The sequence below is a fragment of the Craterilacuibacter sp. genome (genome assembly GCF_051659485.1).
GTDB lineage: Bacteria > Pseudomonadota > Gammaproteobacteria > Burkholderiales > Chromobacteriaceae > Craterilacuibacter.
On sequence record NZ_JBOFOO010000227.1, the window covers coordinates 1 to 4,846 of the forward strand.

General features: G+C 58.6%; 7 protein-coding genes and 1 pseudogene. All 8 read left to right on the forward strand.

What is annotated here, in order from left to right; translation table 11 throughout:
• The coding region (locus ACRC1E_RS08100; RefSeq protein WP_438514594.1) for a M48 family metalloprotease at positions 1–303 on the forward strand (303 nt) is incomplete at its 5' end.
• A 54-nt stretch (positions 304–357) separates the two neighbouring features.
• Positions 358–774, forward strand: coding sequence for a CopD family protein (locus ACRC1E_RS08105; RefSeq protein ID WP_438514595.1), 417 nt, complete (start codon positions 358–360; stop codon positions 772–774).
• 1 nt (position 775) lies between these two features.
• Entirely contained in the window at positions 776–1,249 is a 474-nt protein-coding gene (locus ACRC1E_RS08110; protein WP_438514596.1) for a CYTH domain-containing protein, read from the forward strand.
• 49 nt (positions 1,250–1,298) lie between these two features.
• Complete coding sequence (hemL, locus tag ACRC1E_RS08115) at positions 1,299–2,576, forward strand: glutamate-1-semialdehyde 2,1-aminomutase (protein ID WP_438514597.1); 1,278 nt, start codon at positions 1,299–1,301, stop codon at positions 2,574–2,576.
• A gap of 102 nt (positions 2,577–2,678) precedes the next feature.
• Complete coding sequence (locus tag ACRC1E_RS08120) at positions 2,679–3,386, forward strand: energy transducer TonB (protein ID WP_438514598.1); 708 nt, start codon at positions 2,679–2,681, stop codon at positions 3,384–3,386.
• A complete protein-coding gene (locus tag ACRC1E_RS08125; RefSeq protein WP_438514599.1) occupies positions 3,383–4,066 on the forward strand; it encodes a MotA/TolQ/ExbB proton channel family protein in 684 nt (227 codons plus the stop codon). Before ACRC1E_RS08120 ends, ACRC1E_RS08125 begins: the two co-directional genes overlap by 4 nt.
• A complete protein-coding gene (locus ACRC1E_RS08130) occupies positions 4,047–4,454 on the forward strand; it encodes an ExbD/TolR family protein (RefSeq protein ID WP_438514600.1) in 408 nt (135 codons plus the stop codon). The genes ACRC1E_RS08125 and ACRC1E_RS08130 overlap by 20 nt, the downstream gene beginning before the upstream one ends.
• Positions 4,455–4,552: 98 nt before the next feature.
• Positions 4,553–4,846 (forward strand): annotated as a pseudogene (locus tag ACRC1E_RS08135) (TonB-dependent receptor); the annotation flags it as partial.

Consider the following 4,846-nt stretch of genomic DNA (forward strand, 5'->3'; position numbering starts at 1 on the left):
GCGCTGGCCGGTTTAAGTCAGGGGCAGATGGATATGGCCAATATGGCCGGCCAGTATGCGCTTTCTCTGCCATTTTCACGGGGAATGGAAAAGGAAGCCGACTTGATGGGGCTGGAGTTGATGGCGCGTGCCGGTTACAACCCCAATGCTGCGGCAAATGTATGGCGCAAAATGGCGCAGTTGGGGGGGAATGGCCCTGAATTTACGTCGACCCACCCTTCTGGTGCTGCCCGTATTGCCGAACTGTCTGCGCGTGTACCGCAAGTCATGCCCTTGTACGAGGCGGCAAAACGAAAACATTGATGCTGTTTCACGTGAAACAGGCGCGCCATCCTAACGATCAAACGGAGTGTCCTTTTGGCTTATCTCTACCTAAAGGCTTTTCACATCATCTTTGTGACGTCATGGTTTGCCGGCTTGTTCTATCTGCCGCGTTTGTTCGTCAATCTGGCGATGGCCGGAGATGGTGCCGAATACGACCGGCTGCTGTTGATGGCGCGCAAGTTGTACCGCTTTATGACGCCATTGGCGGCACTGGCACTGGCGCTGGGTGTGTGGCTATGGCTGGGCTTTGATTTTGCGGGTGGCTGGCTGCATGCCAAGCTGGCACTGGTTGCCGGCCTGATGGCTTATCACTTGTACTGTGGCAAGCTGTATCGCGATTTTGCTGCCCGTCAAAACCGGCATAGCCATGTCTGGTACCGTTTCTTCAACGAAATTCCGGTGCTGGTCCTGATTGCTATCGTGCTGCTCGTCGTTGTGAAACCGTTCTGATATGGCCATTGAAATCGAGCGCCGTTTCTTGTTGGCGAGTGACGCATGGCGCCCCGATGGCGGGGCGGGTTTGCTTTTACGGCAAGGCTTTGTGGCGCTGGACAATAGCCGCTCGGTGCGGGTGCGTATTGCCGGAGATCAGGCCTGCTTGACGCTCAAGGGTGAAAGCACGGCCTTGAGCCGTCCCGAGTTTGAATATCCGATTCCGCTAGCCGATGCCGAGGCGATGCTGGCTGGCCTGTGCCATTATCGGGTCGACAAAATGCGCTACTCCTTAGCCTACGCTGGGCAGCTTTGGTTTATCGACGAGTTTTTCGGCGACAATGCCGGTCTGCTACTGGCTGAAATCGAGCTGGCTGATGAGTATGAAGAGCTTACCCGGCCGCTCTGGCTGGGCACAGAAGTGACGCAAGATGCGCGTTTCAGCTACGCCTATCTAAGCCAGACCCCCTATTCCCGCTGGACGACCGGTTGATACCGGCCTTCGGCTGCTTTTTATCTGCTTATTCATCAGGAACAACCTTATGTCCCGTAACCTTGAACTGTTTGAACGCGGCAAGAAATCCATTCCCGGCGGTGTCAATTCGCCGGTTCGTGCCTTTGGCTCGGTGGGCGGTACGCCACGCTTTGTAAAAAAAGCCAACGGCCCCTATTTCTGGGATGCCGATGACCGGCAGTACATCGATTACATCGGTTCTTGGGGACCGGCCATTCTGGGGCACGCCCACCCTGACGTGGTGGCTGCGGTGCAAAAGGCGGCGGAAGGCGGTCTGTCGTTTGGTGCACCTACCGAAGCCGAAATCGACATTGCGGAGGAAATCTGCAAGCTGGTGCCTTCGATAGAGCAGGTGCGGCTGGTGTCATCAGGTACCGAAGCCACCATGAGCGCGATCCGTCTGGCGCGTGGCTTTACCAAACGCGATGCCATTATCAAGTTTGAAGGTTGCTATCACGGGCATTCCGACAGTCTGCTGGTCAAGGCCGGTTCTGGCTTGCTGACCTTTGGCAACCCCTCTTCCGGTGGGGTGCCGGCCGACTTTACCCGCCACACGCTGGTGTTGGAGTACAACAACGTCGAGCAGCTAAAACGCACCTTCGATGAAATCGGCCATACCATCGCCTGCGTGATTCTCGAGCCTATCGCCGGCAATATGAATCTGATCAAGCCGTCGGTGGCGTTTGTGCAGGCCTTGCGTGCGCTGACCGAACAGCACGGTACGGTGTTGATCTACGACGAAGTGATGACCGGTTTCCGCGTGGCGCTGGGTTGCGCGCAGAGCCTGCACGGCATCAAGCCGGATTTGACCACGCTGGGCAAGGTGGTGGGTGGCGGTATGCCGCTGGCGGCATTTGGTGGCCGTGCCGACATCATGAGCTGCATCGCTCCCTTGGGTAATGTCTATCAGGCCGGCACCTTGTCGGGCAACCCGGTTGCCGTTGCGGCCGGGCTGACCACACTCAAGCTGATTCAGCAGCCGGATTTCCACGCGCAACTGGGTCGGCGTACCGCGCGTCTGGTCGAAGGCATTGTCGATGCGGCACGCGAGGCGGGGGTTACCTTGTGTGGCGACAGCGTGGGCGGTATGTTCGGCCTGTATTTCTGCGCCGAGGTACCGACAACATTCGAGCAGGTCACCGCGTCGGATCGGGAATGTTTTAACCGTTTCTTCCATGCGATGCTGGCAGAAGGCATTTATCTGGCACCATCGGCTTACGAGGCCGGCTTTGTATCGATTGCCCACAGCGACGAGATTATCGAGCAGACCATCGCTGCGGCACGGCGGGCACTGACAACACTCTGATCTTTTATTTTTTATTCAAAAGGCAGCCACAGCATGTGGCTGCTTTTTTTTATTTGGGCAGTTTTCAGGCCGGCTAAAATTTTTGTCGCGAATGATAATGATTTGCATTATTATCTCGACATGCAAAAGAACTCGCCTGTCATTCCTGTCTTTATCGCTGTCATCGCGCTGCATAGCCTGTTGCTGCTGGGGGCTCGTGCACCGTTACAGCCACCTAAGCTGCCGCCTATGGCGATGCAGATGGTCAGTACCGGGGGCAAGGTGCAGCAGACGCATGCTGTTCGCCAGCAGCAAGTGGTGCAGCGTCAGCCTGCCGCAAACAAGCCCTTATCCCGGCCCGAGCGCAAGGCGATTCCTATGCGTACGGCCGCTCGTTCTGCTGCCAGCCCGCAGCTAGCTGCGCTGACGCCGGCCCTCAGTCATGCGGCGCAAGCCGATCAGGCCAGCCTGCAGGCTGAGCCTGCGCTCGCCACGGCGGCGCCTAGCAGCGGTGCAATGCCCGGAGCGAAGGACGAGCTGACTCTGCCGCAATATCGTGGCGATTATCTGCATAACCCAAGGCCGGCCTATCCCCCGCTTTCGCTAGAGTTGGCCGAGAGCGGCACGGTCGAGCTGCGCGTAGACGTCAGTGCGGCAGGTCAGGCGCTTGCCGTTGAACTGGCCAAGAGCAGCGGTTACCCGCGGCTGGACAGGGCAGCGCGCGAGGCCGTCAGGCAATGGCGCTTTACGCCGGCACGGCGCGGCGCACAGGCCATCGCCCATCGCTTTGTGGTTCCTATCCATTTCTCACTCAAGTCTGTCCAATCATGAACCTGATGCTTGTTTTTCAGCAGGGCGATGCTGTCCTGACCACCGTCTTTTTATGCCTGATCGCCATGTCCGTGCTGACCTGGACCTTGATAGGCCTGCGTGCCATCCAGTTATGGCGCACCCGGCGCGCCAATCGCGAAGCGGAAGCCGGTGTCTGGAATGCAGCAGACTGGTCTGCTGCGCTGGTGTCCATCGCGGACAGTCAAGCACCGCTGGCACATTTGGCCCGTGATGGTGTCGAGGCGGTGCAGCACTATCGCCAGCATGCCCAGCGCTCACTGGGGCAAGCCTGTGCGCTGGACGAGTTTCTGACCCGCGCCTTGCGCAAGCGTCTGGCGCTGGAAGCGGGGCGGCTGGAGTCGGGCATGACGCTGCTTGCCTCGGTGGCATCCAGTGCGCCTTTTATCGGCTTGTTTGGCACGGTATGGGGCATTTACCACGCGCTGATCGGCATCGGTACGAATGGCCAGGCCAGTATCGGCGTGGTTGCCGGGCCGATAGGCGAAGCGCTGGTGGCCACCGCTGCCGGCCTCGCCGCCGCGATTCCGGCCTTGCTGGCTTACAACACCTTTACCCGCATGCAAAGGGTTCAAACCCAGCAGATGGATCATTTTGCCCATGACCTGCATGCCCAACTACTGACGCAGGCAGGAGAGCTTGATGGCATTCGGACAGTTTGAACAGGACAGGTCGGCACCCATGGTGGAGATCAATATGACGCCGCTGGTGGATGTGATGCTGGTGTTGCTGGTGGTGTTTATTGTGACGGCCCCGCTACTGACCCATGCCGTGCGTGTGGACTTGCCGCAGGCCAGTGCAGCAGTTCAGGCCGACAAACCCGAACAGATCCGTCTGGTGATTGATGGTGCCGGCAAGTTGTGGTGGAACGACGTACCGCTCACCGATGCCCAGTTGGCGACGCGCCTTGCCGTAGCAGGAGCGAGGCCCGATACCGAGCTGCACCTGCGTGCCGATAAATCCATCCGTTACGAGCTGGTTGCCAAGACGCTGGCGCTGGCGCAGCAGTCCGGCATTAGCCGTATCGGATTTATCACCGAACAACCCTGAGCATTTCCTTGTGTGGCATCTCCCGTTGGCGGGAGGCTGTTTTGTGCTCGGGTATTAAATGGTTTTGCGTGTAACACACTGATAATAAGAGAGAAAATATGAAGCATGATTTGAAGCGTGGCCATGTGTCGGGGCAGCGTGGCGCCGCCATGGCTGCGGGAATGCTCGCTGCTGCCTTATGCCCGGGTCTGGTTCTGGCGGCAGAAGCGAATACGCGACTGGATACGGTGCAGGTGGTCGGCGAGCAGGCCACGCGTGGCACGCTGGCAACTGGTGCATCGACCATAGGCAAGACCTGGCAGCAACTGCGCGATATTCCGCAGTCGGTTACCGTGATCAACCAGCAATTGATCGCGGATCAGGGGGCGGACTCGCTGAAAGATGCATTGAAG